The organism is Burkholderia glumae LMG 2196 = ATCC 33617 (assembly GCF_000960995.1).
Lineage (GTDB): Bacteria > Pseudomonadota > Gammaproteobacteria > Burkholderiales > Burkholderiaceae > Burkholderia > Burkholderia glumae.
In genome coordinates this window covers 25971-52020 of the sequence record NZ_CP009434.1, presented here as the reverse complement: position 1 = coordinate 52020, position 26050 = coordinate 25971, and the positions used below count along the sequence as shown (strand labels likewise).

Annotated in this window: 24 protein-coding genes; 13 read left to right on the top strand and 11 right to left on the bottom strand. The window is 72.0% G+C overall.

What is annotated here, in order from left to right:
- Positions 1–13 precede the first annotated feature (13 nt).
- The 9 genes from KS03_RS01720 to KS03_RS01680 all read left to right on the top strand — a co-directional run bounded on the left by KS03_RS01720 (position 14) and on the right by KS03_RS01680 (position 8172).
- Positions 14–964 carry a branched-chain amino acid transaminase gene (locus KS03_RS01720; RefSeq protein ID WP_012733136.1) on the top strand — a complete coding sequence of 317 codons (951 nt, stop codon included), beginning with the start codon at positions 14–16 and terminating at the stop codon, positions 962–964.
- Positions 961–1788 carry a thioesterase II family protein gene (locus tag KS03_RS01715; RefSeq protein WP_012733137.1) on the top strand — a complete coding sequence of 276 codons (828 nt, stop codon included), beginning with the start codon at positions 961–963 and terminating at the stop codon, positions 1786–1788. The genes KS03_RS01720 and KS03_RS01715 overlap by 4 nt, the downstream gene beginning before the upstream one ends.
- Positions 1785–2714, top strand: coding sequence for an acetaldehyde dehydrogenase (acetylating) (locus tag KS03_RS01710; RefSeq protein ID WP_012733138.1), 930 nt, complete (start codon positions 1785–1787; stop codon positions 2712–2714). The genes KS03_RS01715 and KS03_RS01710 overlap by 4 nt, the downstream gene beginning before the upstream one ends.
- Positions 2711–3757, top strand: coding sequence for a 4-hydroxy-2-oxovalerate aldolase (gene dmpG / locus KS03_RS01705; RefSeq protein WP_012733139.1), 1047 nt, complete (start codon positions 2711–2713; stop codon positions 3755–3757). The genes KS03_RS01710 and dmpG overlap by 4 nt, the downstream gene beginning before the upstream one ends.
- A 55-nt stretch (positions 3758–3812) precedes the next feature.
- Positions 3813–4205 carry a cupin domain-containing protein gene (locus tag KS03_RS01700; protein WP_012733140.1) on the top strand — a complete coding sequence of 131 codons (393 nt, stop codon included), beginning with the start codon at positions 3813–3815 and terminating at the stop codon, positions 4203–4205.
- A gap of 90 nt (positions 4206–4295) precedes the next feature.
- Positions 4296–4874 carry a LysE family translocator gene (locus tag KS03_RS01695; protein ID WP_217908390.1) on the top strand — a complete coding sequence of 193 codons (579 nt, stop codon included), beginning with the start codon at positions 4296–4298 and terminating at the stop codon, positions 4872–4874.
- 46 nt (positions 4875–4920) lie between these two features.
- On the top strand, positions 4921–5553 hold the full coding sequence (locus KS03_RS01690) for a flavin reductase family protein (protein ID WP_012733142.1): 633 nt from the start codon (positions 4921–4923) through the stop codon (positions 5551–5553).
- Between the two features lie 181 nt (positions 5554–5734).
- A complete protein-coding gene (locus KS03_RS01685; RefSeq protein WP_012733143.1) occupies positions 5735–7084 on the top strand; it encodes an LLM class flavin-dependent oxidoreductase in 1350 nt (449 codons plus the stop codon).
- Between the two features lie 155 nt (positions 7085–7239).
- A complete protein-coding gene (locus KS03_RS01680; protein WP_254984735.1) occupies positions 7240–8172 on the top strand; it encodes an NAD(P)-dependent oxidoreductase in 933 nt (310 codons plus the stop codon).
- Positions 8173–8270: 98 nt separating this feature from the next.
- On the opposite strand, the gene KS03_RS01675 is transcribed toward KS03_RS01680, so the two are convergent.
- On the bottom strand, positions 8271–8963 hold the full coding sequence (locus KS03_RS01675) for an HAD family hydrolase (protein WP_012733145.1): 693 nt from the start codon (positions 8961–8963) through the stop codon (positions 8271–8273).
- Between the two features lie 271 nt (positions 8964–9234).
- On the opposite strand from KS03_RS01675, the gene KS03_RS01670 reads away from it, so the two are divergent.
- On the top strand, positions 9235–10182 hold the full coding sequence (locus KS03_RS01670; RefSeq protein WP_012733146.1) for a dihydrodipicolinate synthase family protein: 948 nt from the start codon (positions 9235–9237) through the stop codon (positions 10180–10182).
- 139 nt (positions 10183–10321) lie between these two features.
- Here the strand turns inward: KS03_RS01670 and KS03_RS01665 are convergent, their stop codons facing one another.
- Entirely contained in the window at positions 10322–10999 is a 678-nt protein-coding gene (locus KS03_RS01665) for a GntR family transcriptional regulator (RefSeq protein WP_012733147.1), read from the bottom strand.
- Between the two features lie 111 nt (positions 11000–11110).
- Positions 11111–11818, bottom strand: coding sequence for a TetR/AcrR family transcriptional regulator (locus KS03_RS01660; RefSeq protein ID WP_012733148.1), 708 nt, complete (start codon positions 11816–11818; stop codon positions 11111–11113).
- 53 nt (positions 11819–11871) lie between these two features.
- Between KS03_RS01660 and shc the strand changes: the two genes are divergently transcribed.
- The 3 genes from shc (at position 11872) to KS03_RS01645 (ending at position 15911) form a co-directional block, all read left to right on the top strand.
- Positions 11872–13902, top strand: a complete 2031-nt coding sequence (gene shc / locus KS03_RS01655) for a squalene--hopene cyclase (protein WP_012733149.1) — start codon at positions 11872–11874, stop codon at positions 13900–13902.
- A gap of 308 nt (positions 13903–14210) precedes the next feature.
- Positions 14211–15404 carry a GGDEF domain-containing protein gene (locus KS03_RS01650; protein WP_012733150.1) on the top strand — a complete coding sequence of 398 codons (1194 nt, stop codon included), beginning with the start codon at positions 14211–14213 and terminating at the stop codon, positions 15402–15404.
- Positions 15405–15431: 27 nt separating this feature from the next.
- The gene (locus tag KS03_RS01645; protein WP_012733151.1) at positions 15432–15911 is read left to right on the top strand and encodes an ASCH domain-containing protein; all 480 of its coding nucleotides are present in this window, start codon (positions 15432–15434) and stop codon (positions 15909–15911) included.
- A gap of 55 nt (positions 15912–15966) precedes the next feature.
- Here the strand turns inward: KS03_RS01645 and KS03_RS01640 are convergent, their stop codons facing one another.
- The 8 genes from KS03_RS01640 to KS03_RS01605 form a co-directional block, all read right to left on the bottom strand.
- On the bottom strand, positions 15967–17151 hold the full coding sequence (locus KS03_RS01640) for a hypothetical protein (protein ID WP_217908391.1): 1185 nt from the start codon (positions 17149–17151) through the stop codon (positions 15967–15969).
- Between the two features lie 239 nt (positions 17152–17390).
- Positions 17391–18083, bottom strand: coding sequence for an alpha/beta fold hydrolase (locus KS03_RS01635; RefSeq protein ID WP_012733153.1), 693 nt, complete (start codon positions 18081–18083; stop codon positions 17391–17393).
- Positions 18084–18310: 227 nt separating this feature from the next.
- On the bottom strand, positions 18311–18874 hold the full coding sequence (locus KS03_RS01630) for an isochorismatase family protein (RefSeq protein ID WP_012733154.1): 564 nt from the start codon (positions 18872–18874) through the stop codon (positions 18311–18313).
- A gap of 137 nt (positions 18875–19011) precedes the next feature.
- Positions 19012–19455 (bottom strand): MarR family winged helix-turn-helix transcriptional regulator, encoded by a 444-nt coding sequence (locus tag KS03_RS01625; RefSeq protein ID WP_012733155.1) that lies wholly within the window; start codon positions 19453–19455, stop codon positions 19012–19014.
- Positions 19456–19573: 118 nt separating this feature from the next.
- Positions 19574–20302: a glutathione S-transferase gene (locus KS03_RS01620; protein ID WP_012733156.1), complete on the bottom strand. Its 729-nt coding sequence runs from the start codon at positions 20300–20302 to the stop codon at positions 19574–19576.
- A 215-nt stretch (positions 20303–20517) separates the two neighbouring features.
- Entirely contained in the window at positions 20518–23442 is a 2925-nt protein-coding gene (locus KS03_RS01615) for an Hsp70 family protein (protein WP_045678718.1), read from the bottom strand.
- Positions 23442–25289 carry an Hsp70 family protein gene (locus KS03_RS01610; RefSeq protein ID WP_012733158.1) on the bottom strand — a complete coding sequence of 616 codons (1848 nt, stop codon included), beginning with the start codon at positions 25287–25289 and terminating at the stop codon, positions 23442–23444. The genes KS03_RS01615 and KS03_RS01610 overlap by 1 nt, the downstream gene beginning before the upstream one ends.
- Positions 25286–25864, bottom strand: a complete 579-nt coding sequence (locus KS03_RS01605; protein WP_012733159.1) for a DUF2760 domain-containing protein — start codon at positions 25862–25864, stop codon at positions 25286–25288. Before KS03_RS01605 ends, KS03_RS01610 begins: the two co-directional genes overlap by 4 nt.
- Positions 25865–26050 lie beyond the last annotated feature (186 nt).

The window sequence follows — 26050 nt, the reverse complement described above, 5'->3', positions numbered from 1 at the left end:
GAGACCAGCGGCGATGAACGCGAAATACATCTGGAAGAACGGCGAGCTGCTGCCGTGGGAGCGCGCGCAGGTCCACGTGATGAGCCACGCGCTGCATTACGGCACCAGCGTGTTCGAGGGTATCCGCGCCTACGAGATCGGCGACAAGGCGGCGATCCTCTGCGGCCGCGAGCACTACGAGCGGCTGCTGTTCAGCTGCAAGGTGGCGCGCATTCCGTCGCCGCTCACGGTGGGGCAGTGGATGGAGGTGAGCGCCGAGACGCTGCGCGCCAACGGCCATCGCGCGGCCTATATCCGGCCGCTCGTCTACCGCGGCGCGGGCGATTCGCTCGGCCTTGATGCGCGCTCGCATCCCGCCGAGGCGCTGCTGGCCACCACCCGGTGGGGCGCCTACCTGGGCGAGGCCGCGCTGACGGGCGGCGTGGACGTGCAGGTCAGCAGCTGGCGGCGCCACGGCCCCGGCGCGGCCAGCACGCTGGCCAAGATCGGCGGCCAGTACATCAACGGCCAGGCGATCGCCATGGAGGCACGCGAGAACGGCCTGAGCGAGGGCATCGCGCTCGACGCGCACGGCTTCGTCAGCGAGGGCAGCGGCGAGAACGTGTTCCTCGTGCATCGCAACGAGATCTTCACGCCCTCGGTGGGCAGCAGCATCCTGAGCGGCATCACGCGGCAGTGCGTGATGCGCATCGCGCGCGACCTGGGCTATACCGTCACCGAAGCCAGCCTGCCGCGCGAGATGCTGTACCTGGCCGACGAGATCTTCTTCACCGGCACGGCCGTGGAGATCTGCCCGGTGCGCTCGATCGACCGCATGCCGGTGGGCAACGGCGCGCGCGGGCCGGTCACCAAGGCGATTCAGGACCGCTACTTCGGCATCGTCCACGGCACCCATGCCGACCGGTGGAACTGGCTCACCATGGTGCCGGTGGCGGTGCCGTCGAGCGACGAGGTGCGGGCATGAGCACGCAGCTGGACGAGTCCCCCTGGCTGGTCGTGCATCCGGCGGCGAGCGGCCGGCCGGCGCGGCTGCGCCTGTTCTGCTTCCATTACGCCGGTGCCACGGCCTCGATCTTCCGCTCCTGGCGGGCCGGCCTGCCCGACCGGGTCGAGCTGGTGGCCGTGCAGCTGCCGGGGCGCGAATACCGGCTCGGCGAGCCGCTGCTGGAGAGCGCGACGCCGATTGTCGAGGCGCTGGCCGAATGCGTGCCCGATCGGCTCGACCTGCCGTTCGTGTTCTTCGGCCACAGCATGGGCGCGCTGATCGCCTTCGACCTGGCCCGCCTGCTGCGCGCGCGCGGCCACGGCGAGCCGGCGCTGTTCGTCGCGTCGGGGCGCAACGCGCCGCGCCACCGCTGGCGCGACGCCGGCATCGAGACGCTGCCCGACGAGGTGTTCCTCGCCACCGTGCGCGACTACAACGGCACGCCCGAGGCGCTGATCAACGAGCCGTCGATGCGCGAGCTGTGGATGCCACGGCTGCGCGCGGACCTGACCATTTCGGCGCGCTACCGCTATACCGAGGCGGCGCCGCTCGGGTGCCCGCTGCTGGTGCTGCGCGGCACGCACGACGGGCTCGTCAGCGACGAGGGCGTGGCGGGCTGGCGCGCCGAGACCACCGGCCCGATCCGTTACGTGCGCTTCGCCGGCAACCACTTCTTCCTGCACAGCGAGGAGCCGCACGTGCTGGCCGAGCTGCGCCGCGCGCTGGCGCAGGTCTCGGCGCAGCGGCCCGCGCATCGCGGCCGCGCGGCCGCCCGCCAACCGATCGAGGAGAACGGCAGATGAAGAACCGAACCACCCGTGCCGAGCGCCAGCCGCGCGCCGCCGGCACCGCGCGCACCCGCGTCGCCATCCTCGGCTCGGGCAGCATCGGCATCGACCTGATGTTCAAGGTGAAGGCCTGCGAGCAGTTCGATCTCGCATGCGTGGTCGGACGCAACGCGGACAGCGACGGCCTGCGGCTCGCGCGCGAATGCCAGGTGGAGACCTCGAGCGACGGGCTCGCCTTCCTCCGGGCCAACGCCGGTGCCTACGACCTCGTCTTCGACGCCACCTCGGCGGCCGCGCACACCGAGCACAACCGCTTTTTCGCCGAGGCCGGCAAGTTCGCGATCGACCTGACGCCGGCCAAGGTCGGCCGGCTCTGCGTGCCCTGCATCAACCTGCCCGATACGCACGCGGTGCAGAACGTGAACCTGATCACCTGCGGCGGCCAGGCCAGCCTGCCGCTCGCCTATGCGCTGCGCCAGGCCGTCGACGAGATCGACTATCTGGAGGTGGTCTCGGCGATCGCCTCGCGCAGCGCCGGCATGGCCACGCGCGAGAACATCAACGAGTATCAGACCACCACCGAGTACGCGCTGGCGAAGTTCAGCGGCGCGAAGCGCGCCAAGGCGATCCTCAACATCAATCCGGCCGAGCCCGGCATCCAGATGCAGACCACGCTGTATGCGCACGCGCGCTACCGCGACTTCGGCCGGGTGCGCTCGCGCATCCAGGCGATGGTCGAGCAGGTGCGCGAGTACGTGCCCGGCTACCAGCTGGTGGTGGAGCCGCTGGAGAGCCAGGGGCGCATCACCGTGAGCCTGACCGTGCGCGGGCGCGGCGACTACCTGCCCGAGTACGCGGGCAACCTCGACATCATCAACTGCGCGGCGCTCGCGGTGGCCACGCACCGGCATGCAACCCTTCGCTCAGGAGTGACGCAATGAACCTCATCAGTGATGCGACGCTGCGGGACGGCAATCATGCGATCCGCCACCAGCTGACGAGCGCGCAGATCGCCGACTATGCGCGCGCGGCCAACGCGGCCGGCATCGACATCGTGGAAGTGGGCCACGGCAATGGCCTGGGGGGCTCGTCGTGCCTGCTCGGCCAGACCCCGATCGACGACCGCGCCATGCTCGACACCGCGCGCGCGGCGCTCACCACCAGCCGGCTCGGCGTGCATTTCATCCCGGGCCTCGGCAAGTCGGCCGACATCGAGCTGGCGATCGAGACGGGCGTGGACGTGGTGCGCGTGGCCACCCACTGCACCGAGGCCAACGTCGCGCGGCGCTTTATCGACCAGACGCGCCAGGCCGGCCGCACCGCGTTCGGCGTCCTGATGATGTCGCACATGGCGCCGGCCGAGGTGCTGCTCGCCCAGGCGCGGCTGATGCAGGGCTACGGCGCGCAGGCGGTGATCCTGATGGACAGCGCCGGCTATTCCACGCCGTCGCTGGTGCGCGAGAAGGTGCGGCGCCTGGTGGGCGAGCTGGAGGTGGCGGTGGGCTTCCATGCGCACAACAACCTCGGCCTCGCCGTGGCCAACAGCCTGGTCGCGCTGGAGGAGGGCGCCACCGTCGTCGACGCCTGCGTGAAGGGCTTCGGCGCCGGCGCCGGCAATACGCAGCTGGAAACCCTGGTGGCCGCGATGGAGCGCGAGGGGCACGCGACCAACACCAGCTTCGAGCGCGTGACGCTGCTGGCGCGCGAGTCCGAAGCGTTTCTGAGTCCGAAGACGCCGCACATTCCGGCCGCGAACATCGCCAGTGGCCTGTACGGGCTCTTTTCCGGCTACGTGCCGCACATCCAGAAGGCCGCGCTCGAGTTCGGCGTCAACGAGTTCGAGCTGTACCGGCGGCTCGCGGAGCGCAAGCTGGTGGCCGGCCAGGAAGACATCATCACCGAGGAAGCGAGCCGGCTCGCGCGCGCGCGCGACGCGCAGCAGGCCGGGCGGCGCCAGGAAACCGCGCGCGAGCTGTCCGCCTGAGCGGCGCGGCGCCGGCATTGGGCAATCGATCGATCCGAACCAGGAGGCAGACGAGATGGCAGGGCTCAACGAACACGGCCACGGCACGTGGGACGCTATCGCGCGCGAGGTGCTGACGCCTCGCATCACGCGGCAGGTGGTACACGGCGACGCGCTGACGATGGCGAAACTGTTCATGAAGAAGGGGGCGTTCGTCGCCACCCATTCGCATCCGAACGAGCAGTTCACGATGATCCTGTCGGGCCGCCTGCTGTTTCGCTACGGCGAGCGGCTCGAATACGAGGCCGAGGTCGGCCCGGGCGGGATCCTGCATCTGCCCGCGAACCTGCCGCACAACGCGCTGTGCCTCGAGGATGCCGTCGATCTCGACATCTTCACGCCGCCGCGGGCCGATTGGCTCGAACCCGGCGGCAACCGCTACTTCGACTCCGCGCCGGCGCGCGACTGACGCGGCGCGGCCGGCTCCCCCTTCAACCCCGTTTGCCGATCCTGATTCGATCGAGGAGGCATCGTGCCGCTCCAGGATGCTTTGTTGAGGATGCTGACGTACGTCTCGCTGGTGCTCGTCGTGCCCGGCCCGACCAATACGCTGCTGCTGTCGTCGGGCTTGAAGGTCGGGCTGCGCGGCACCTGGCCGCTCGTGATCGCCGAGGCGCTCGGCTATCTGGTGGCGGTGTCGGTGTGGGGGCTGTTCCTCGGCACCTTCGCGGCGCCGCGGCCGTGGCTCTACGACATCGTCAAGCTCGCCAGCTCGGCCTACATCTTCTACCTCGCGCTGAAGATGTGGACCCACAGCCGCGTGCTGGCGGAGCAGGCCGACGTGAGGCCGATCGGCTTTCGCGACCAGTTCGTCGCCACGCTGATGAATCCGAAGGCGCTGCTGTTCGCGAGCACCCTGTTCCCGGTCGAGGCGTTCCGCTCGATCCCCGTGTACCTGAGCGCGTTCACGCTGTTCCTGATCGTGCTCGCGCCGATCGGCGTCGGCTGGTCGTGCCTCGGCGGGCTGATCACGTCGCGGCGCGCCTGGGCCGAGCGCACCTCGACGCTGCTGCGCGGCGCCGCGCTGCTGCTGCTGATGTTCTCCGGCACGCTGATGTACTCGGTGCTCAAGAGCTGAGCGGCGCGCCGCCGCTTCCAACCAACCGACATGACGAGGAGACGTGATGGCCAGCCCATGGAGCAACGCAACAATCGACGGCGCGCCGGGCGCCGGACTCGAGGCGGCCGCGCCGGCGCCGGGGCAGGCGCGGCCCGCCGCGCCGGGCGCACCGTCCGCCGCCGCGCCGGAGGCGCATGACGGGCGCGGCGGCGCCGAACTCGCGCGCCAGTTCCGGCACGCGATGCGCCGGCTCACTGCCGCCGTGTCGATCGTGGCGACACGCGAGCACGGCGCGCGCTACGGCATGGCGGCCACCGCGCTCAGCACGCTCTGCACCGAGCCGCCCGCGATCGTGGTCTGCATCAATCGCAACGCGAGCGTCTACCTGCCGCTCGCGCGCACGCGGCGCTTCTCGGTCAATCTGCTGCAGGCGCGCCAGGCCGACCTGATCGCGCCGTTCAGCGGCAAGCTCGAGCACGCGGCGCGCTTCGCGTTCGGCGCCTGGCGCGAGGCGCGCGGGCTGCCGGTGCTGGGCGGCGCGCAGGCCACGCTGCTGTGCCGGGTCGACGCGATGTACGGCTACGGCAGCCACGATCTCGTGATCGGGCGCGTCGAGGCGGTGACGGCCGCCGAATCGGTCACGCCGCTGTTGTGGCAGAACGGCGCGCCGGCCGCCGCGAGCGCGCTCGGCGCATGAGCACGGCGCGCCGCTCGCCTGGCCGTGCTACGGCGGGCCTTCGCACGCAGGCCCGCGCAGCCAGGCCGGCAGCCCGGGCGCGGCGCCAGACGGCCGCCTGCCGGAACCTTCTCCCGCGCCGCGCCGGCCCACGGTCGGCCGCCATGCGCGGATCTTTCCCATGTTGCGAGGAAGCTTCGTCATGCAAAAGAAACGGATCCATCTCGGCGTGCTGATCCAGGGGCCGGGTGCGAACATGAACGCCTGGAAGCACCCCAGCGTGCCGCCCGACGCGAGCGTCAATTTCGAGTTCTATGCCGAGCGCACGCGCGCGGCCGAGGCGGCCGGCATCGCGTTCGCGTTCATCGCCGACGGCCTGTTCATCACCGAGAAGTCGGCGCCGCATTTCCTGAACCGCTTCGAGCCGATATCCCTGCTGTCCGCGCTCGCCGCGCTGACCACCAAGATCGGGCTGGTCGGCACGGTGTCGTCGCCCTACGCCGAGCCGTTCAACGTGGCGCGCCAGTTCGCCTCGCTCGATCTCATCAGCCGCGGCCGCGCGGGCTGGAACGTGGTGACGTCCTCGCTCGAGGGCACCGCGCGCAACTACGGACGCGAGCATCCCGACCACGCGGCGCGCTACGAGATCGCCGCCGAGCACATCGACGTGGTGCAGGGCCTGTGGGACAGCTGGGACGACGACGCGCTGGTGCGCGACCGCGCCACCGGCCGCTTCTTCGATCCGGCCGGACTGCACCGGCTCGATCATCGCGGCCGCTACTACTCGGTGGACGGCCCGCTCAACATCCGCCGCTCGCCGCAGGGCCAGCCGGTGATCTTCCAGGCCGGCTCGTCGGGCGACGGCATCGCGTTCGCCGGCCGCTACGCGGACGCGGTGTTCTCGAACGGCGGCACCTTCGACGACGCGCTGACGTTCTATCGCCGCGTCAAGCAGGCTGCCGCGCAGGCCGGGCGCGATCCGGAGCACGTGAAGGTGTTCCCCGGCATCGGGCCGATCGTCGGCGCGACCGAAGCCGAGGCCGACGACAAGTATCGCCAGGTACGCGACCTGCTTTCGCCGAACGAGGCGCTCGCCTATCTCGGGCACTTCTTCCAGCAGCACGATTTCAGCGCCTACCCGCTCGACGGGCCGTTCCCCGAGATCGGCGAACTCGGCAACGACGGGTTCCGCTCGACCACCGACAACATCAAGCGGCTCGCGCGCGAACGCAGGCTGACGCTGCGCGAGGTGGCCTATGAGGTGGCCACGCGGCGCTCCAACATCGGCACCTCGGAGGCCTTCATCGGCACGCCGGAGCGCGTGGCCGACGAGATGATCCGCTGGGTCGAGGCCGGCGCGGCCGACGGCTTCATGCTCGGGCTGCCGGTGGTGGGCTTCGGGCTCGACGACATGATCCGCCACGTGCTGCCGGTGCTGGCCGCGCGCGGCTACTTCGACCCGGTGCTGCGCGGCGCGACGCTGCGCGACCATCTCGGGCTGCCGTACCGCGAGAGCCGCTACGCGGCGGCCGCACAGGCGGCGGCGATTTAGATACACTGGGCGGCGCGCGCGGCCGATCGCCGCCGCCCGGAGCGGTGCCGCCACGGGTGGCCGCGCGATCGCAGGCACCGAGCTTGGAGCCGGCACATCGCCCGGCCGCCCGCCGTTTGCCGTGGGCCGTCGTCCCGTGAGCGGAACCCGCAGCCATCCCCACCTGGCCATCGCCACGAGCGATGGTGAAGATACGGAGACACTCAATGAAAGTCGGATTCATCGGCATCGGCGTGATGGGGCAGCCCATGGCGCTCAATCTCGCGCGCGCGGGCACCGCGCTGATCGTCTGGAATCGCTCCCCGGAACGCTGCGCGCCGCTCGCCGAGGCGGGCGCGCAAGTCGCCGGATCGGTCGACGAGGTCTATCGCGAGGCGCGCACCGTGATCCTGATGATGGCGACCGACGAGGCGCTCGATACCGTGCTCGGCCGCGGCACGCCCGATTTCGCACGGCGCGTGGCCGGCCACCTGATCGTGCACATGGGCACCGTGTCGGCCGACTATTCGCGCCGGCTCGACGCCGACATCCGCGCGGCCGGCGGCCGTTACGTGGAGGCGCCCGTGTCGGGCTCCCGCAAGCCGGCCGAGGCCGGGCAGCTGGTGGCGATGCTGGCCGGCGAGCCGGCCGACATCGAGGCAGTGCGCCCGCTGCTCAAGCCGATGTGTCATGAATCCGTGGTTTGCGGGCCGGTGCCCACCGGGCTGCTGATGAAGCTGTCGGTCAATACCTTCCTGATCCCGATGGTGACCGCGGTGGCCGAGGCCTCGCACCTCGCGCGCTGCTACGGGCTCGACATGAAGCAGTTCCAGACCGTGCTCGACGCCGGGCCGATGGCGAGCGCCGTCTCGCGCGTGAAGATCGACAAGCTGGTGCGCGAGGATTTCGAGGTGCAGGCATCGATTGCCGACGTGCTGAAGAACAACCGGCTCGCCGCCGAGGCCGCGCGCAACGCCAACCTCGCCTCGCCGCTGCTCGACACCTGCTTCGAGCTTTACACCGAGACGCTGAAGCTCGGCCACGGCGGCGAGGACATGGCCGCCGTGGTGCGCGCGATCGAGGCGCGCACGGCGGCCCGGCGCGCCTGAGGCCGGGAGCGGCGCGCATCGCGCCGGCTCTTCAGCGGGCCGCGGTGCCGCGCCGGCACGGCCCTGTCGGCGTAGCCGGTGCGGCCGGCCGGCCGCCCTCAGCGCGCCGCCGCATCGCCATCTTCCCAGGCTGCGTCGAGCGCCGCCAGGTCCTCGTACACCGGCACCGGGGCCGGGAACGGATTCGGTTCGCCCGGTGCCACGATGCCCGCGAACGGCATGCCCAGTCCGCGCGCCGCATCGAATTCCGTCCACGAATCGCCGATCGCCAGCACCTCGGCCGGCTGCCAGCCGCCCAGGCGCAGCACCTCGGCGAACGCGGCCGGCTTGGTGACCGGCGCGCCCACGATGGTGCGGAAGTAGCGCGCGAAATCGCGCCGCTGCGTGATGTGGCGCAGATCGTCGTCGGTGGTGCCGGAGATCAGGTGCAGCGACAGCCGGCCCTGCATCCGTTCGAGGAACGCGCGCGCGCCGGGCAGTTCGGGGCAGCCGTCGATGCGCGCCATCAGCAGGTCGCTGTAGCGCCGCGCGAGCGCGGCCACCGTCTCGGGATCGGGCTCGCGGCCGAAGATCGCGCGTTCGTAATGGGTGAACTTGGCGACGCGGCCGACGCCGCCGTGATGCGTCAGGTGGGCGAGCATCGCAGCGCGCTGCGCGGGCGTGAGCGGCCGGCCATGGTCCTCATAGCACTCGAGGAACAGATCCACCTTCATCCGGGCCGAGTCGAGAATCACGCCGTCGAAATCGAAGGCGATCGCGCGGATCGTGGGGAACGGGATCGGGTGTGGCATCGCGGGGCTCGGCAGGCGGTGGGGCGGTGCGCGGGCGGCGGCCCGCGCGCAAAGCGAAGACTTTACCGGAAGTCGTGCGGCGGCGGGGCCGGGCGCCCGCCGGACGGCACGCCCGCGCGTCGCCCGGCTGATTCGGACCAGGGGCTACTCAGCTTTTTTGACATTGTATACAATATACAAACATCGAATTCAGTCACCGCGGCGCGGCTCGTCCAAGGCTGGTTTCGTGTGAGGCTCACCCCGTCCGACCGAACTTTCAGGAACCTGTTTAATGACCACCAACGTTTTCGAAGGGACCATTCCGGCCCTCATGACCCCCTGCAAGCAGGACCGCACGCCCGACTTCGACGCCCTGGTCAGGAAGGGGCGCGAGCTGGTCGCGCTCGGCATGCGCGCCGTGGTGTATTGCGGCTCGATGGGCGATTGGCCGCTGCTGACCGAAGCCCAGCGCCAGGAAGGCGTGGCGCGCCTGGTGGCCGCCGGCGTGCCGACCATCGTCGGCACGGGGGCCGTCAACACGAAGGAGGCCGTGTCGCACGCCGCGCATGCCGCGCGGGTCGGCGCGCAGGGCCTGATGGTGATTCCGCGCGTGCTGTCGCGCGGCTCCTCGCCGGCGGCCCAGAAGGCCCATTTCTCGGCGATCCTCGCGGCCGCGCCCGCGCTGCCGGCGGTGATCTACAACAGCCCGTACTACGGCTTCGCCACGCGCGCCGACCTGTTCTTCGCGCTGCGCCGGCAATTCCCGAATCTGGTCGGCTTCAAGGAGTTCGGCGGCGCGGCCGACATGCGCTATGCGGCCGAGCACATCACCTCGCAGGACGACGACGTGATCCTGATGGCCGGCGTCGATACCCAGGTGTTCCACGGCTTCGTCAATTGCGGTGCGACGGGCGCGATCACCGGCATCGGCAACGCGCTGCCGCGCGAGGTCCTGCAACTGGTGGCGCTCAGCCAGCGGGCCGCGGCCGGCGATGCGCACGCGCGCCGTCAGGCGAAGGAGCTGGAAGCGGCGCTGCACGTGCTGTCGTCGTTCGACGAGGGCGCCGACCTGGTGCTGTACTACAAGTACCTGATGGTGCTGAACGGCGACACCGAATACACGCTGCACTTCAACGAATCCGACGTGCTCAGCGACGCGCAGCGCAACTACGCCGCGCAGCAGTACGCGCAGTTCCGCGAATGGTATCGCTCGTGGTCGGCCGATCTCGAACGCGCCTGAGGCGCGGGCTTCGCGGCGTGGCCGTCGTCTCGTCTGGCGGCCGCTGGAGGTGAGCTGGGAGAGGCGGAGCGGCGCGGCCCGAAGGTGAGGCCGCGCGGGTGGCGAGGCGCGGCATGCCTCGCGCGCCGGCCTGCGCCGGTCAGGCGCCGCGCCGTGCTTCGAGGAAACGCTTCAGTTCGTCGCCGACATGCTCGATGTGCGCCTTCAGCAAGGCCGCCGCGCCCTCCGCATCGCGCTGCCTGCATCGCTCGACCAGCTCGGCATGCTCGCGTTCGGCGCGGTCCGCGCTTTGCGCGGTCAGCGACAGCTGCACGCGCGTGTGGCGATCGGTTTGCTGCAGCAGCGAATGAACGATGCCGGCCGTCCTGGGCTGGTTCGCGCGCGCCAGCAGCAACTGGTGCAGCTGCGTGTTCAGCTCGCCCCAGTGCGCCGGCGCGTTGGCGTGCAACTCGTCGCTGAACGCATCGAGCACCTGCTGGATCGCGGCGAAATCATCGGCGTCCAGATGGGGCACCGACTTGCGCAGCAGCATGGGTTCGAGCAGCGCGCGCAGCTCGAACAGCTCGGTGATCTCGTCGATCGAGAACTCCGCGACGATCGCGCCCTTGTGCGGCAGGATCCTGACGAGGCCTTCGCTTTCGAGCTGGACGAGCGCCTCGCGCAGCGGGATGCGGCTGATGCCGAACTCGGCGGCGAGCGCGTCCTGCTTGAGCGGCGTGCCTTCGGCGATCTCTCCGGCGAGAATCCTGCGCCTCAGTTCCTCAGCCGCCGCCTCCGCCCGTGTCATATGCCCCAGTCCGGGCCGCTTGCTTTGCATTGTCGATTCATCGAAGGTCGGTCACGATACGGGCGCCCGGGTGGGGGCCCGCATATTTTCCACGATGGTAGCGCAGGCGGCCGCAGGCCCCGCCGCGATCCGCCGCGCGCCTCACCTCGCGGTCATCACCTCGAGCTGCCGCACGATTTCGTCGCGCAGCGCCGGCGAGAGGCTCTGGTAGCCGAGCAGCTCGGAAATCCACATCCCGTCGGCGGCGAGCCGGCAGATCATCAGCCTGGCCGCCTGTTCGAGCGGCAGCGGATCGGGGCGCGAGAGCTCGCGCATGGGCTTGGCCCAGCGCTCGCGCGCGTCGGGGTCGGTCATCATCGAGGCGACCAGCACGCGCAGCAGGTTCGTGCTCGCGGCCGGCGCGGCCTCGTTCATCGCCGCGTGCAGGTAGGCGCGCGCGTTCGCGCCGGCCGGATGCGGGTCGGCGGCGATCGAGGCCTTCATCTGCGCCTCGAAGCGTTCGAGGGTCTGCGCGAACAGCGCGTCGAACAGCGCCTGCTTGCTGCGGAAATGGTATTGGAGGCCGCCCTTGCTGACTCCGGCGCGCTCGGCCACGGCCTCCAGCGTGACGGCCTGCACGCCGTGCTCGGTGGCGATGTCGGCGGCGGCCCGCAGCAACGCCGAGCGCACGTGGGCCGGGGCCTTCTTGCGGCGGCTGCCGCGCGTCTCGTCGGCGGGGGCGCCGGCATCGGGCGCCGCGGCAGCGCGGCCGCCGTCGCGGGCGTGATCCGGCGCGGGCATCGGGGAGGCGGCCGCGGCACCGGCCTGGTCGGGCAGCGTGCCGGGCGCGGGAGGCCGGGTGTCGTTCATGCGCGCATCTTACCATCGCGGTTTCGGCACGCCCAACAATCCGGCCGGATGGTATGATCCGGCCGATGAAAAATTCCGATCTTCCGCTTCCATCCCTGCTGGACGCCGCGATCCTGCGCGGCCGCGATGCGCTCGCGCAGCGCCAGAGCGCCGACGGCAGCTGGTGCTTCGAACTCGAATCCGACGCCACGATCACCGCCGAATACATCCTGATGATGCATTTCATGGGGAAGATCGACGAAGCGCGGCAGGCGCGCATGGCGCGCTACCTGCGTGGCATTCAGCGGCTCGCCACGCACGGCGCGTGGGACCTCTACGTGGACGGCGCGCCCGACGTGTCGTGCAGCGTGAAGGCCTATTTCGCGCTGAAGGCGGCCGGCGACAGCGAGGACGCGCCGCACATGGCGCGCGCGCGCGAAACCATCCTCAAGCTCGGCGGCGCGGCGAAATCGAACGTGTTCACGCGCATCCTGCTTGCCACGTTCGGGCAGGTGCCGTGGCGCGCCACGCCGTTCATGCCGGTCGAGTTCGTGCTGTTCCCGAAGTGGGTGCCGATCTCGATGTACAAGGTCGCGTACTGGGCGCGCACCACCATGGTGCCGCTGCTGGTGCTCTGTTCGCTGAAGGCGCGCGCGAAGAACCCGCGCAACGTGTCGATTCGCGAGCTGTTCGTGACCGCGCCCGAAGCGGAGCGCCACTACTTCGCGCGCGGCGGCTTCGTGCGCAACCTGTTCCTGGGAATCGACCGCGCGCTGCGGCCCCTCGATGCGCTGATCCCGAAGGCGCTGCGCCGCCGCGCGATCCGCCATGCCGAGGCGTGGTGCGCCGAGCGCATGAACGGCGAGGACGGCATGGGCGGGATCTTCCCGCCGATCGTCTACAGCTACCAGATGATGGACGTGCTCGGCTATCCCGAGGATCACCCGCTGCGGCGCGATTGCGAGAACGCGCTCGACAAGCTGCTGGTCGAGCGGCCGGACGGCAGCGTCTATTGCCAGCCGTGCCTGTCGCCGGTGTGGGATACCGCATGGAGCACGATGGCGCTCGAGCAGGCGCGCGCGGTGCCCGACCCGCGCGACGCTCCCCCGGTGTCCGACGCGCAGTTGCAGCGGTGCATCGCGGCGTCCTACGAATGGCTCGCCGGCAAGCAGGTCACGCAGGTGCGCGGCGACTGGGTCGAGAACGCGCCGGCCGCGACGCCGGCGGGCGGCTGGGCGTTCCAGTACGAGAACCCGTACTACCCCGACATCGACGACAGCGCCGTGGTGGCCGCGATGCTGCACCGGCGCGGCCGCCTGCTCGCGCGCAGCACCGGCACCGATCCGTATGCGCAGGTGGTCGCGCGCGGGCTCGACTGGATGCGCGGGCTGCAATCGCGCAACGGCGGCTTCGGCGCGTTCGACGCCGATTGCGACCGGCTCTACCTGAACCTGATCCCGTTCGCCGATCACGGCGCGCTGCTCGACCCGCCCACCGAGGACGTGTCGGGGCGCGTGCTGCTCTGCTTGGGCGTGACCGGCCGCGACGAGGACAAGCCCGCGCTGGCGCGCGCGATCGAGTACGTGAAGCGCATGCAGCGCGCCGACGGCTGCTGGTGGGGCCGCTGGGGCACCAACTACATCTACGGGACCTGGAGCGTGCTGGCCGGCCTTGCGCTGGCCGGCGAGAACCCCTCGCAGCCCTACATCGCGCGCGCGATCGCCTGGCTGCGCGCCTGCCAGAACGCCGACGGCGGCTGGGGCGAAACCAACGACAGCTATCTCGATCCGGCGCTGGCCGGGACCAACGGCGGCGAGAGCGCATCGAACGTCACGGCCTGGGCGCTGCTCGCGCAGATGGCGTTCGGCGACTGGCAGTCGGAGTCGGTGCAGCGCGGCATCCGCTATCTGCTGTCGGTGCAGCAGGCCGACGGCTTCTGGTGGCATCGCTCGCACAATGCGCCGGGCTTCCCGCGCATCTACTACCTGAAATATCACGGCTACACGGCGTACTTCCCGCTGTGGGCGCTGGCGCGCTACCGGCGGCTCTCGCAGGCGGGCGCAGCGCGCGACGTCACCGACGGGGCGGCGCTGGCCGCGAGCTGAGGCGGCGCGGCCGCCGCGCTGGCGCATCCGGCGCATCCGGTGCCACGGCGCCACGGCGCGCGCTGCGCCGCGCCCGGGCCGCCGATCCGGCCGGCAACCGGCCGGCTCCCCGCATGCCGGCGAAGCGTCTGCCGACACCCGGCTTACCGCACCTCACATTACGCCTACGGTGTCGAAATATTTACCCGCCGCCGACCTCGGCATTGAAATATCTTCCGGTACGATATGCGCTTTGCCTGCACCGGCAGGCGCACGATTCCGTGCCACGCCCGATGCCTTCATCGATCGGACTTTCCCGTCACGCTGCCATGTCCACCCCGACCGTGCTTATCGGCATAGCGGCCCTGTTCTGCCTGATGAGCGCCGCCGTCCTCGGCTCGCTGCTGCAGGCCGGAATCCCGGGCGTGCGCCACTGGTGCATGGCAGTGGGCCTGCTGGGCGCTGCCGCGGTGCTGTTGCTGCTGCGCCGCTCGGACAGCGCGGCGGGCGGCGCGAGCATGCTGCTGGTGACGGCGTCGGTGCTCGCCCTGCACGGCTTGCGGCGTTTCTTCCTGCTGCGTGCCCCGGTGGTCTGGGAATCGGCCGCGTTCGGTCTGCTGATAGCCGGGCTCGCCTATTGGACCTGGCGTTCGCCCGACCTCGACGCGCGCATCGTGCTGGTGTCGGGCGGCCTCGCCTACGTGCGCTTCGCGATCGCCTGGCTGGCGCAGCGGCACCGGCCGGCGGGCCGGCCCAGGTACGTCTACGACTTCGTGTCGGTAATCGCGGCGCTCGGGGCGCTGGTCCATGCGGCCCGCTGCGCGGCCTATGGCTTCGGCTTCATGCATGACACGGTGTTCCTGGCGGCGACGCCGCTGAACATCGCGTTTCTCGGCATGGCCACGCTGAGCTTGCCGTGCCTGTCGGTCGGCATGGTGATGCTGGCCCACGACCGCCTGATGGCGCGCATGGAGCGGCTGGCCACCATCGACGAGCTGACCGGCCTGCTGGGGCGGCGCGCCTTCATCGCGCGGGCCGAGGCGCTGCTCGATTCGGCGCGGGCCGCGCAATCGCAGCTGTCCGTCGTGATTCTCGACATCGACGACTTCAAGCGCATCAACGACTGCTACGGGCACGCGGCCGGCGACCAGACGCTGGCGCACGTGGCCCTGACCATCGCGCGCGAGACGCGGCACGGCGACCTGCTGGGCCGGATCGGCGGCGAGGAGTTCGCGCTGCTGATGCGCACCGGCAGGGAGGAAGCCGCGCGCCTGACGAACCGCTTGCGTGCGCTCGTCGCCGCCTCGGCGGCGAGCGTGCCGGGCGGCAACCTCGCCTGCACGTTCAGCGCCGGCGTGGAGCAGATCGGGGCCGGCGATACGCTGGCCTCGGCGATGGCGAGAGCCGATGGCGCGCTCTATGCGGCGAAGGCCAACGGCCGCAATTGCGTGATGCTGGCGGAGGCGCCGCCGGTCTGGCAGGACCAGCCGAGCGGCGCGCGGATCTGGCAGCGGGCCGGATGAAATCGCGGACGCGAGGAGAGGCCAGGTATGGAGCAAACCCCCGAGGCGCTGGTCGCCGAACTCACGCAGCGCGGCGTGGCGGTGTCGGCAGGGCACGTGCGGATCGGCCGCTTCGGCGATTCGGAGGCGCTGTCCGAAGCGCTGATCGCGCTCGTGCTGACGGGCGAAAAGCATGGCACCTGCAGCCTGGCCTGGTCGTGGGAGGCCGAGGGCGAGCCGCCGCCGCAGGCCGGCGACATCGAAATCGTGCTCGACTGGCATGGCCGGCCGGCGGCGCTGCTGCGCATCAGCGAGGTGCGGATCGTGCCGTTCGACCGCGTCGACGCGGCGTTCGCGGCCAGCGAAGGCGAAGCAGATCGGTCGCTCGCGCACTGGCGGACCGAGCACTGGCGTTTCTTCACCGAGGAGTGCCGCCGCATCGGCCGGGTGGCGCACCCGGCGATGCCGCTCGTCTGCGAGAGCTTCACGCTGCTCCAGGCCATCGGGCGCCCGCCGCGCAGCGCCTGACCATGCCTGCCGGCGCGCGCCGGCGCCTCGCGCGCGCGCCGCACATCGTCGAGCCTCAGCGCGATGCCCCCTGCGCGGCCGATGCCGGCTGGTCGGCCGCCGGCGCCGCGCAGTGCCGGTACGCCGGCCCGGTGCGCGTCATCCTGACCGTCACGCAATTCACCGGCGCGCCGCTGGCGTCCACGCCGCGCCCCGTCACGCGGATCGCGCCGTCGCTCTGCCAGGCGAGCGCCGGCGCGGGATCGCCGCCAAACCTCACGTCGGCCACGCTCACTTCGCCGTCACCGTGCAGCGTGCCGCTCCACGACAGGAGCTGGTGCGCCGCGCCGTAGTCGCCCGACATCGAATCGACGTCGAACGAGAACGCCTTGGCGCGCTCGACCTGCGAGAACGTGCTGGCCTGCCAGAACAGCGTCCAGCTGCCTTTCCTGCCGCGCCGCACGACGGTGGCGGGCGGCCATGCGACGCTGCCGATCGTCACCGTCCTGGCGAGCTGGCACGAGACGAGGCGTGGCTTCGGTGCACGGCGGTCCACCACGCGCAGCACCGTGTCCATGTCGGAGATCGCCGCGCAGGGCCAGCCATCGATGGTCTGGTCGAACGCGAGCAGCGCGCCATAGGTGTCGTCGGCGCCGCCGGCCACGCGATGAATCGCGCGGATCGACAGCGCGCCGAGCGCGACCGGGCGATCGGCCTCGACGGCGGCCGGCTGCGGGGCGTCGCCATGCTCGTCGGGCGCGAGCATCGCGACGCGGCTGCCGGCCGGGAACGTCGCGCCGCCCAGCTCCACCGGCGTGTCGGTGGTATGCATCGCGGTGGCGGTGGCCGACGGCGTGAATTCGCGCGGCTCGGTCATCGCGAACCAGCTATAGGTGACGGCGAGCCAGAGGAACGGCGCGGCCAGGAACAGGCCGCTTGCGGCGTAGCGCGTGTGCGGCCGTACCCGCCGCAGCATCGTGAACAGGAACAGCGTCAGCAGCAGCCAGCCGCCGGCGAGCGCGAAGATGGCGATCCGGCCGGGGCCGTTGAGTTCGCCGAAGCCGTCGCTCTCGGCGCGGCAGGCCATCGGTATCGCGCTGCTGGCGAGTGCCGCGGCGAGGGCTTGGGCGGCCCGCGCCGCGCGCGCGCCGCGCGGCTGGCGCGTGGCGGCCGGCACCGGGTACGTCGGGTTCGGAGGGAGGCGGCGGGAGACGGCGGACAGCTTGGAGCGGGGCGTCGATATTGTATCGATCGTGGTCATCGATGTTCCGGAATGGCCTGGTACGCCCTCACGATACACGAGCCCCGGCCGCCGTTGTGGGGCGCGCACCGCGCGGCGGCGCGGGGTTTCATAACGTTATCGCGCGGGCAGCGCGCTGCGCCGGGCTTTTTGTTCGGCCAGGGCCGGCGCGGCCGTGATGCGCCGGCACCGCGCCTCGCGCCCTGCGATCTCGGCGCCGCGCCGCGGGCAAGACGCCGGACATGTCGCGGCCTGACGGATCAGGCCGTGAGCCACGCAAGCAGCGCGGCATTGACGGCCTCGGGGCATTCGAGCGTCGCGTTGTGGCCGCACTCGGGCACGATCACGAGCTTGGCGCCGGGAATCGCGTCGGCCATCTCGCGCGCGTGGGCGGGCGGCGCGATGGCATCGCTGTCGCCCGTCAGCACGAGCGTGGGAACGGCGATCGCCGCGAGGTCCGCGCGCGAATCGACGCGGCTGATCAAGGCCTCGCTCTGGCGCGCCAGGCCGGCGCGGCCGATCGCGGCGGCCATGCGCCGCTTGGTGGCGGCCAGCACCGGGTCGCGGCGGCGCGACGGATGCGCGTTGGTCATCGACAGGCTCGCGAGCACGGTGTCGAAATCGCCGTGGCAGGCCGCATCGACTAGCGCGCGGCGCATCTCGATCTGGATCGGCAGGTCCGCACGGGCCGAGGTGCTCAGCAGCGCGAGCCGCGTCACGCGCGCGGGCGCCTGGCGCAGGATCTCCTGCGCGATGTAGCCGCCCATCGAGTAGCCGGCGAGCGCGAAACGCGGCGGCGCGTCGGCGAGGAGCGCGGCGGCCAGCTCCCCGATGGTGTCGCCGCCGAGCGTCGAGGCGATCGTGACCGGGCCGTGCGGCCAGAGCACGGGAAGCTGGGGGGCGAAGACTTCGGCCGTGCAGAGCAGGCCGGGGATCAGGACGATCGGGGTCACGCGGGAACTCCGGGAGCGAAAGGGGGCTGACGAGGGCAGACGCGATTATCGCGCGGCCGGGGCGGCGCCCGCATCCGGCCGACGCACGACGCGCCGCTGCGGACGCAGCGGCCGGCCGGGGCGGGCGCGAACACCGGCCTGATGAACGGCGCGCGAGATCGCGCCGGGCGGTTCCGGCGCGGCGCCGCGCGATGCACGAACCACGCCGGCAGCTGCCGCGCGGCCGGTCAGGCGTCGCGCTGCTCGAGCAGCGCGATGATGTCGTCGGTGGTGCCGGTCTCGCCGAGGCGCGGAAAGATCCGCGCGATGCTGTTGGCGTGCGCGTCGGCGTGCAGGTCCGTCATCGCGTCGATGGCGAGCGTGACGTGGTAGCCGAGCTGGTAGGCGAGGCGCGCGGTCGATTCCACGCCGATGCTGGTGGCGATGCCGCACAGCACGACCTGGGTGACGCCCGCCGCCTTCAGCCTCGCGTCGAGATCGGTGTTGGTGAAGCCGCACCAGGTGCGCTTGGTGACGAGCAGGTCGCCCGGCTGCTGCTTCAGTTCCGGCAGCAGCTCGGCCCAGTCGGGCGGCAGTTCGCCGCCACGGCGCGGCTGCTCGTTGCGGCCCGGCGCCACGCCGGCGACGTTGACGAGCACCACGGGCAGGCCGCGTGCGCGGAACGCATCGAGCAGCCGCACGGACCGTTCGACGATGGGGGCGGGCGGATGCGCGACGGGCAAGGCGACGATGCCCTTCTGCAGGTCGATGACGATCAGCGCGGTGTTCGGATCGAGGGTGGTGACGGTCATGAAAGGCTCCTTGGGCCGGTGGCCGTTGACGGGAATGAGCCGGGGCCGCGCTGCCCGCATGGGGCGCGCAGCCGCGGCGCGCGAGAGGGGATGCCGCGCGGCGAATCGATGCGAAGCGATGCGGGCTGCGCCGCGGCTCAGCGCTCGGCGAGCCGGCGCAGCAGCGGCGTGACCGCGCTCAGCGTGCGGCGCTCCTCCACGCCGAGCTCGCGGATCGCCTCGAGCAGCCACGCGCGCTTCGCGCTGCGGCGCTGCCGGCGCTCGGCCGCGCCGGCCTCGGTCAGCGCGATCAGCCACTGGCGGCCGTCGGTGGGGTGCGGCTGGCGCTCCACCAGGCCGGCCTGTTCGAGGCTATGCACGAGCGTGCCCATCGACTGCGGCTTCATCGATTCGGCGCGTGCCAGCTCGGCGATCGTCATCGGGCTGCGATGCTCGAGGCGCGCCAGCACGCTCAGCTGGGACAGGTTGTAGTCGCCCGGATCGACTTCGGCGCGAACCCGGCGCACGAGCTGGCCGATCGCGAGCGTCAGGTCCGCGACCTCGGCTTCGAGCGCGCGATCGGATTCGGTGGAGGTCGTCATGGGTGCTATCGTAGATAAGAGAAGTTGAACTTGCAAGACAAACTTCTGAGATCGGCGTGGGTAAGCGGCCGGACAGACGGGGCTGCCCGCGCCGGCGCCTGGGCGCCGGCCCTTAGGGTCAGCGGTCGAGCTCCGGGTAGTGCCGGAAGATCCCTTCCTGGTTGAACGCGATGCGGCGCGCCGAGGCCAGATAGCGCGCGATCGGCGGGTGCTCGGCCACGCGGTCGCGGATCGCGGTGAGGCCCGCGTGCTGCTTCTCGACGCGCGCGGTGGCCTTCGGGAACGCGTAGCGCAGGCCCTCGATCAGCTGAAAGATCGACAGGTCCACGTAGCTGAGCTGGCTGCCCACCATGTAGCCGCCCGGGTGCGGGTTCTGTTCCCGCACGCGATCGAAATAGCCGAGGAACTTGGGCAGCCGGTGCGCGATGAAATCCTCGGCGCGCCGCGCCGCCTCCGCCTTCTGGTCCTCGTAATAGCGGCTCGATGCGATCGGGTGGTGCGTATCGTGGATCTCGGTGACGAAATCGGCCACGGTCAGTTGCAATTGGTGTGCCCAGAGCCGGCCCGCTTCGTCCTGCGGCGCGAGCTGATGTCTCGCGCCGAGGAACAGCAGGATGTTCGGGGTCTGGCCGATGATCTGCTCGCCTGCCTTCAGGAACGGCGGCGCGAACGGCGGGGCGGCGAGCGACCGGCTGTCGAGCAGCTCCATCATGGCCGCCATGCCCTGGCCCCTGCCGCCGTGCTCGCGCGCCACGTCGAGGTAGTCGGCGCCGGCCGCCTCGAGCGCCAGCCGGACGTATTCGCCGCGACCCTGGATGGTGGGCCAGTAATAGAGTTCGTAGTGCATGCCGTGCTCCTTTGCGTATGCGAACGGTCATTATGGAGCGCGCGTGGCGTGCCCGCCGCCGCGGCCCGGGCGCGATCGGGCCGGCGGCGGGGCGGGGCGACCCGAGCCGGAATGGCCGGCGGCGGGGCCGCCGTCGCGCTAGCGCGCGGGCTTGTCGGCCTGCTGCTCGGCCCGATGCGCGCCGGTCTCGTGCGGTGCTGGCCGTGCGCCGCGCTTCACCGGATCAGCGTCAGGCCTGCCGGCAGCGCCTCGCCGAACACGCGCCCGGTATCCGCGCTGTCGAGCGTGACGACCTCGCGCACCATCGCGAGCCAGCTCGGCGCCGCATGGGCGGCCGCCAGCCGGCGCAGCACCGCGTCGCGGACCTGGTCGGGCAGATCACGCGAGCGGTCGCCCGTCATGCGCGCGATCTGCGCGGCCGCGAACATGGCCGGCTCGATCTTCTTCCAGTCGAGCGCGAGGATCGCGTCGAGCCAGCGCGCGGCCACCGCCGGCGGCACCACCTCGTGCGCGCTGCCGTAGAACGGCAGCCGCGCGCCGATCCGGCCGATCGCCCACCAGTCCTGGCGGTTGCCCGCGCCGCGCGCGAGCCGCTCGAGCAGCGCTTCGGCGATCGCGATCTTGCGCTCGGCGGGGAGCCGTTCGAGCGAGGCGTAAAGGCGCGTCATGTCGGCCTGGCCGAGTTTCGACGGGTCGAACGGCAAGCCGTGGTGCTTCTGCGCGGCTGCCTCGTCGAGCCAGGCCAGCGCGTCGCAGACCTGCTGCTGCGCCTCGGCCGGCAGGCCGCCGGCCGCGCGGCGCCAGAGCGTCCACCATTCCGACCACACCTGCGCGTCGTGAACGTGCTGGATGCCGTCGTCGAACAGCGTCCAGAGCTGCTCGACGCGCCACGCGTCGAGCGCATGGCCGAAGCCGGGGCGGATGCACCAGCCGGCGAGGTTGAGCCACAGCCGCTCGTGGTCGGCCGAGCGGCGGCGTCGCGCGGCACGCTCCCACAGCGCGCCGAACAGCTCGCGCAGCAGCGCGAGATCCCAGCCCGCGCGCGGGCCGAGCCGCTGTTCGAGCTGGGCGCGCAGGCGCTTCACCTCCTTCGGATCGACGCGTGCCGACGGGGCGCCGAAGCCGCGTTCGATCAGCGAGATCGCCGCGTCGAATCCGGGATGGCGCGCGGCGTCGGCGGGTTCGCCGCCATCGGCCGCGTCGGCACCCGGCCCGTCCGCGCCGCGCAGCCGGAATTCCAGCTGCCAGCGCTGCGCGTCGTCGTCGGTGGCCACGCAGTGCATCTCCAGCGTGCCGACCTCGGTCAGCGTCGCGGTGAGCTGCACCGCGCGCTCGCGTGCCTTGCCGGGGCCGCCGTCGCGCCGCCGCACCACGGTGGCCAGCGGCGGCAGCCAGACGAAAGCGTCGCCGGCCAGCGTGGCGATCTCGCCGGGGCGCCACGGCGTGTCGGCCACCGTCGAGACGAGGCGGAACTGCACGGGATGGCCGAGCCGCAGCGCGAAGGTGCGATCGCCCAGTCGCACCGGCTCGTCCTCGGGCGTGCCGCGCGGCAGGACGCAGACGCCGCGTGGCGCCGGAGCGGCGGCGCCGTCCGCCGCCCGTGCGTCGCGCTCGCCGTCGAGCACCAGAAAATAGCTGCGCGGCGAGCCGCCGCCGATCTTCGGCGCGCGGCCGTGGCGCGCGAGCCCGTAGGCCACCGCGCCGCGCGCCACGGCGAGGTCGGGCTGGGCATTGCTCAGCACCTTGAGCGGCGCGCCGCGCCAGGCGCCGAGCGTGTCGGCGAGGCGCGCCGCCGGCGCGCGCCCACGGAATACGCCGCCGTTGAGCAGCAGCGTGTCCGGCAGCGCGAACGCGGGCGGCGCGCCGCCGCTCGCGGCGTGCGCCGGATTGGATGCGGGCGCAACGGATTTGCCGCCCGCCGCCTGGGCGCCGTCGGCGAGCGCGTGACGCGATTGCGACGCGAAGCGCGCGAGGAACGCCGCGATGTGCCGCGTGATCGCCGGATCGGCCGCGTAGGGCAGCCCGAACTCCACGAGCGCGGCGCGCGAGCGGCGCGGCAGCTCATCCGCGCCGCCGGCCGGGAAGAAGCCGTCCACCACGATCCGTTCGACCTCGGCGCGTTCGAGCCGCGTGCTGCGCGCGCCGCCGATCAGCTTCGCGCCCGCGCCGAGCAGCGTGACGGGCACCGCTTCGGGCGCGTCGTCGCCGAGCAGCTGCTCCTTCGCGACGCGGCAGCGCTCCACCAGCTGCGAGAGGCTCGCGGCCGACAGCCGCTCGCCACCGTCGCCCGCGAGCCGGCGCTCGGCCAGATGCGCGAGCGCGAGATCCATGTTGTCGCCGCCGAGCATCAGATGATCGCCGACGCCCACCCGCGTGAGGACCGGCTCGCCCTGCGCGTCGAGTTCGACGCGGATCAGCGTGAGGTCCGTCGTGCCGCCGCCGACGTCGCAGACCAGCACCAGCCGCGTGCCGGCCAGCGCGTCGCGCAGCCGTTCGCGGTGCTGGTAGAGCCAGTCGTAGAACGCCGCCTGCGGTTCCTCCAGCAGCCGCAGCGCGGGCAGGCCGGCCGCGCGCGCGGCCTCCAGCGTGAGCGCGCGCGCGCCGTCGTCGAACGACGCGGGCACGGTCAGAACGACGTCCTGCCGCGCCAGCGGCGCGTCGGGAAAGCGGTGGTTCCAGGCATCGCGCACGTGCGCGAGATAGCTGGCGCTGGCGGCCACCGGCGAGACCTTGCCGATATCCTCGGGCGCGCCCCATGGCAGGATCGGCGCGAGCCGGTCGACCGCGGCGTTCGACAGCCAGCTCTTGGCGCTGCTGACGAGCCGGCCCGGCACCTGCGCGCCGAGTTGCCGCGCGAACCGCCCGACGATCGCGGGCGGCGCCGTACCGTTTCCTTCGTCTTCGTCTTCGCCTTCGGCTTGCCGCCACGGCAGCGCGAGCGCCCCGGCGGGCAGCTCGCCCGCGGCCGGGTGGTAGCGCGCCGAGGGCAGCAGCGATGCCGCGCCCACTTCGCCGGGGCCCACCAGCTGGTCGATCTCGAACAGGCGGATCGCGGTGCCGCCCGCCTCGACGTAGGCGACCACGGTGTTGCTGGTGCCGAGGTCGATGCCGACGACGTAGCGTGCCTTCGCTCGCGCCATCAGGCGTCCGCGCCGCCGCGCACGTCGAATTCGACCTTCCAGCGCTCGCCGCTGCCACGCGGCATCGCTTCGAGTTCGAGGGTGCCGGCTTCGGTCACGCGTGCGTGCAGCCGCACGGCCACCACTTCGCCGGGCGTGCGGCCCTCGGCGGGCAGCGTGGCCTGGATCGCCTCGAGTTCCTGCAGCTCGTCGGCGGACCAGTAGTCGAGCAGGGTGCCGACCTGATCCTGGCGCCGCACCGACGAGCCGAAGAAGCGGAACGTCACCGGTTCGCCCACCACCAGGCCGAACTCCTGCTCGGGCAGCGCGGCGTCCGAGCCTTCCTCCATGCCGAACGGCGCCACGCAGAGCGCGCAGACGGGCGGCTCCATGCCGGGGATCGCCGGCATCGCCGATTCGATGGCGATGTAGTAGGCGCGTGCCGTGCCGCCGCGAATCCGCACGCCGCGGCCGCGCTTGACGTAGCCGTAGTAGGCCGCGCCGCGCGCCACCGCGAGGTCGAGGTCGGCGCCGCCGAGCAGGCGCGCGGGCGCGGCCCCGTCGGCCGCCAGCCAGCCGTTCAGGATCGTGAGGACGCGCTCGGTCAGCAGGTCGGACTTGAACACGCCGCCGTTGAACAGCACGGCGGTGGGGTGCAGGAAGCTCGCGCCGCCGGCCGGTGCAGCCGGCTGCCCGCCGAGCTCGGCGAGCGCGCCCACCTGCTTGCCGAGGAAGGCGGCGAGGTGGCGCGTGATGCCGGCGTCCTGCGCATAGGGCAGACCGAGCTGGGTGAGGCCGGCGCGCGTGCGCACCGCCGGCCGCGCGGCGGCGTCCACCTGCGGGAAGAAGCCGTCGAGCAGGATCTGCGTGAGCTCGGCGCGCGTGAGCTCGGTGCGGATCGAGCCGCCGATCAGCTTCGAGCCGCGGCTCGGCACCACCAGCGGCACGGCGTCGAGCGTGCGGTCGCCGAGCAGCGCCTCCTTCGCGCCGCGGCACGCGTAGGTCAGCGCGCGCAGCTGCCACGGATCGGCCTGGGTGCCCTGCGCGGCCAGCTTGCGCGCGACCACGTGCGCGAGCGCGAGGTCCATGTTGTCGCCGCCGAGCAGGATGTGCTCGCCCACCGCCACGCGGTGCAGCTCGAGCTTGCCGTCGCGCTCGACCACGGCGATCAGCGAGAGGTCGGTGGTGCCGCCGCCCACGTCCACCACCAGGATGACGTCACCGACCTTCACGTCCTTGCGCCAGCCGCCGCCGCTCTTCTGGATCCAGCTGTAGAGCGCGGCCTGCGGCTCCTCCAGCAGCGTGGTGCTTGCGTAGCCGGCGGCCTGCGCGGCCTCGGCGGTCAGCTCGCGCGCGGCCGGATCGAACGAGGCCGGGATCGTGACCGTCACCGCCTGCGCGGCGAACGGCGCGTCCGGGTGCGCGTGGTCCCAGGCCTCGCGCAGATGCGCGAGATAGCGCACCGATGCCTCGAGCGGCGAGACGCGCTCGACTTCGGGCGGCGCGTCGTTGGGCAGGATCGCCGCGCGGCGGTCGACGCCCGGATGGCAGAGCCAGCTCTTCGCGCTCGACACGAGCCGGATCGGCGTGCCGGCGCCGCGGCTGCGCGCCATCTCGCCCACCGCGTAGTCGCGCGTCGCCGTCCACGGCAGCGTCAGGTCGCCCGGCGTGAGTTCGCCCGGATGGGGCAGGTAGAGGAACGACGGCAGCAGGCTCGGCGCGCCGATCGCGCCGGGCGAGGTCAATTGCGCGATCGGCAGCACCTGCTGCTGCGGCGCGTCGCCGTCGCTTGCGGCGAGATCGATATAGGACAGCGCGCAATGCGTGGTACCGAGATCGATACCGATCGAGAAACGCGGCTCGCTCACAGCTCCACCTCCGCCGGCGCGATCACGCTCGGGTCGTGGGTGCCGACCCGCTGCGGCAGCTTCACCTCGGCGGCGCGCCAGCCGCGGTGGCTCAGCGTGCCGGTAAACGGCGCGCTGCCCACCACGTTGCCGGTCACGCGGTGCGCGCTCGCGTCGAAGCCCGCGGCCAGCGTCACGCGCGTGCCCTCGGGCTCGGTGCGCACCGGGCGGATCGTGAAGTGCTCGCGCAGCGTCGCGCGGCAGCCTTCGTGGACGAGGCGCGCGGCCGCGCCGATTTCGGCGTCGGCATAGCTCGCGATGTCTTCCTCGACGAAATCGATGAAGCGCGCGTTCTTTTGCAGCAGCCCCAGCAGCTGCAGCGCGGCCTCGGGGTTCGCGGCCTGGATGGCCGGCGCGGGCGCCGCCGCCGGGGTGGGGGCTGGCGCCGGCGGCGGCGCGGCGGGGGCCGCGGGCGCGCGCGCGCCGTTGCGCAGGCTACGGACTTCGGCGGCAAGCTTGCCGTCGCCGAGGATGGCGAAGAACGATCCGATGGCGACCGACAGGCGGCCAACGAACGACAGATTCGATTCAGGCATGGTCATGCGACTCCGGTGGGCTCGCGGCATGGCGCGAGCGGGCCTGCCGGCGCGGCGGCGCGCGGCTGGCGGCGCACGAGGCGGGCAGGCGGGGCGAGCCCGGCACGGGCTCGGAAAAACCCGTATTTTGCCTTGTTGTGGTGCGGTGCCGCTCAAAAATGCGGGCACGCGCCCTGTCGCGGCCGC

Bases quoted from the DNA above. Each gene is read 5' to 3' on its own strand.
- KS03_RS01720 (WP_012733136.1), top strand. From the start codon at position 14: ATGAACGCGAAATACATCTGGAAGAACGGCGAGCTGCTGCCGTGGGAG.
- KS03_RS01715 (WP_012733137.1), top strand. From the start codon at position 961: ATGAGCACGCAGCTGGACGAGTCCCCCTGGCTGGTCGTGCATCCGGCG.
- KS03_RS01710 (WP_012733138.1), top strand. From the start codon at position 1,785: ATGAAGAACCGAACCACCCGTGCCGAGCGCCAGCCGCGCGCCGCCGGC.
- dmpG (WP_012733139.1), top strand. From the start codon at position 2,711: ATGAACCTCATCAGTGATGCGACGCTGCGGGACGGCAATCATGCGATC.
- KS03_RS01700 (WP_012733140.1), top strand. From the start codon at position 3,813: ATGGCAGGGCTCAACGAACACGGCCACGGCACGTGGGACGCTATCGCG.
- KS03_RS01695 (WP_217908390.1), top strand. From the start codon at position 4,296: ATGCTGACGTACGTCTCGCTGGTGCTCGTCGTGCCCGGCCCGACCAAT.
- KS03_RS01690 (WP_012733142.1), top strand. From the start codon at position 4,921: ATGGCCAGCCCATGGAGCAACGCAACAATCGACGGCGCGCCGGGCGCC.
- KS03_RS01685 (WP_012733143.1), top strand. From the start codon at position 5,735: ATGCAAAAGAAACGGATCCATCTCGGCGTGCTGATCCAGGGGCCGGGT.
- KS03_RS01675 (WP_012733145.1), bottom strand. From the start codon at position 8,963: ATGCCACACCCGATCCCGTTCCCCACGATCCGCGCGATCGCCTTCGAT.
- KS03_RS01670 (WP_012733146.1), top strand. From the start codon at position 9,235: ATGACCACCAACGTTTTCGAAGGGACCATTCCGGCCCTCATGACCCCC.
- KS03_RS01665 (WP_012733147.1), bottom strand. From the start codon at position 10,999: ATGCAAAGCAAGCGGCCCGGACTGGGGCATATGACACGGGCGGAGGCG.
- KS03_RS01660 (WP_012733148.1), bottom strand. From the start codon at position 11,818: ATGAACGACACCCGGCCTCCCGCGCCCGGCACGCTGCCCGACCAGGCC.
- shc (WP_012733149.1), top strand. From the start codon at position 11,872: ATGATCCGGCCGATGAAAAATTCCGATCTTCCGCTTCCATCCCTGCTG.
- KS03_RS01650 (WP_012733150.1), top strand. From the start codon at position 14,211: ATGTCCACCCCGACCGTGCTTATCGGCATAGCGGCCCTGTTCTGCCTG.
- KS03_RS01645 (WP_012733151.1), top strand. From the start codon at position 15,432: ATGGAGCAAACCCCCGAGGCGCTGGTCGCCGAACTCACGCAGCGCGGC.
- KS03_RS01640 (WP_217908391.1), bottom strand. From the start codon at position 17,151: ATGACCACGATCGATACAATATCGACGCCCCGCTCCAAGCTGTCCGCC.
- KS03_RS01630 (WP_012733154.1), bottom strand. From the start codon at position 18,874: ATGACCGTCACCACCCTCGATCCGAACACCGCGCTGATCGTCATCGAC.
- KS03_RS01625 (WP_012733155.1), bottom strand. From the start codon at position 19,455: ATGACGACCTCCACCGAATCCGATCGCGCGCTCGAAGCCGAGGTCGCG.
- KS03_RS01620 (WP_012733156.1), bottom strand. From the start codon at position 20,302: ATGCACTACGAACTCTATTACTGGCCCACCATCCAGGGTCGCGGCGAA.
- KS03_RS01615 (WP_045678718.1), bottom strand. From the start codon at position 23,442: ATGGCGCGAGCGAAGGCACGCTACGTCGTCGGCATCGACCTCGGCACC.
- KS03_RS01605 (WP_012733159.1), bottom strand. From the start codon at position 25,864: ATGCCTGAATCGAATCTGTCGTTCGTTGGCCGCCTGTCGGTCGCCATC.